The following is a 1,517-nucleotide window of genomic DNA, read 5'->3' as shown; positions in this document are numbered from 1 at the left end:
GTCCCCGCCTACGCGGGGACGACGGGGTTTTATCTGCCACCACCGTCATCCCCGCGCAGGCGGGGACCCAGGTGCGCTGAACCCTCAGGCAATCACATCAAAGCCCAACCACGGCCTGCTGATTAGCACTGGCAAAATCCAACGCCGTCCCGCCATTGGCCGAGGCAAATTTCTGCGCCTGGTCTTTAAGCAGGAAGGCATTCAACTCGCCCTTGTCGTTGCGTACAAACCAGGCTTGGCTGGCCAGCAGTTTGTTGCCGGTGTCGGCGGCCTGGGCGTAGATAGCGCGGATGTCTTTGCCGTCTTTTTCCAGGTTGGCCAGGGCTTTCAGGGCTTCTTCCGGCGAGCTGTAGTGGCGAACTTTTTCTTCGCCACGTACCCAGATTTGCGCCAGGCGTTTGAAGTCGGTGATGGGTTTGCCGGTGATGGCGTCATTGGCGTTCAGCGGCGAAGCGGCGTAGTTGCCCAGAGCTTTGTTGTAGTCCAGACCAGCCTGTTTAAAGGCAGCGCGGATGTACTGGTCGTCCACAAATTGGTCCACGTCCAAGCCCTTGTCGGTCTTTTTCAGCAGCTTGAGGGTGTCGATGGCGGTGGCCACGGCTTTGCGGTATTCCGGCTTCCAGGTCAGGTCGCGGGTTTGCAGGCCAAGCGGGCCGTGGAACAGGTAATTCACCTCGGCCTCTACGCCGGTGACCTTCTCAATCAGCTCGCTGTATTTCTCCGGCTCAGCGGCAATCAGCTGGTCCGCTTCAATGCTGGCGCGCAGGTAGGCGGTGACGATTTCCGGGTACTTTTTCGCGTAGTCGCCAGCCACCAGCGCACCGTGGAAGGTGGGCGTGGCAGCTTGTGAGCCGTCGTAAATCTTGCGGGCGAAACCACGGTTGGGGAACAACTCGGCGAAGGGCACAAAGTCGGCGTGGGCGTCGATGCGGTTACTGCGCAGGGCCGAGCCGGCGATTTCCGGGGCCTGGGCGATGATCTTCACGTCCTTCTCCGGGTCCCAACCCTGTGCGGCCACGGCGCGCAGCAGCATGCCATGGGCGGTGGAGGCAAACGGCACGGAGATGGTTTTGCCCTTCAAGTCGGCCAGCGACTGCACTGATGAGGACGCCGGCACCACGATGCCGTTGCCGCTACCGGCGGTGCTGCCGGACAGCACACTGATAAACAGGCTTTGCTTACCGGCATCGCGGAACGCCACGCCGTTAAACGAGCCGGGGAAGTCGGCCATGGCGCCAAAATCCAATTTGCCCGCCACCATCTCGTTAGTCAGCGGCGCGCCGCTGGTGAAGTTCTTCCACTCCACTTCGTATTTGGCGTCTTTGTACTTGCCGTCGTGGGGCAGGTACTTGTCGAGCAGCCCCAACTCACGAATCAACAAGCCGCCGGTGGCACAGTTGATGGTGGTGTCTTGGGTGCCGATGGCGATGCGGATCGTCTCGGCACTGGCCTGGGTAGAAATCAAGCCGATGGCCAACGCGAGGCCGGCGAGTTTTAGCAAATGCATGGGTGGTTCC

1 protein-coding gene is annotated in these 1,517 nt (G+C 60.9%); it reads right to left on the bottom strand.

Annotated features, from left to right (window positions below; translation table 11 throughout):
* Window positions 1-97: 97 nt before the first annotated feature.
* Window positions 98-1,507, bottom strand: a complete 1,410-nt coding sequence (locus tag AAAB16_RS19890) for an ABC transporter substrate-binding protein (protein ID WP_340664884.1) — start codon at window positions 1,505-1,507, stop codon at window positions 98-100.
* Window positions 1,508-1,517 lie beyond the last annotated feature (10 nt).

The sequence above is a fragment of the Pseudomonas sp. genome (assembly GCF_037994325.1).
Taxonomy (GTDB): Bacteria; Pseudomonadota; Gammaproteobacteria; order Pseudomonadales; family Pseudomonadaceae; genus Aquipseudomonas.
Note: the sequence above shows the minus strand (reverse complement) of the source record. Positions and strands in the feature narration are given on the sequence as shown.

Coding starts and splice junctions, on each gene's coding strand:
- AAAB16_RS19890 (WP_340664884.1), bottom strand. CDS start 1,507: ATGCATTTGCTAAAACTCGCCGGCCTCGCGTTGGCCATCGGCTTGATT.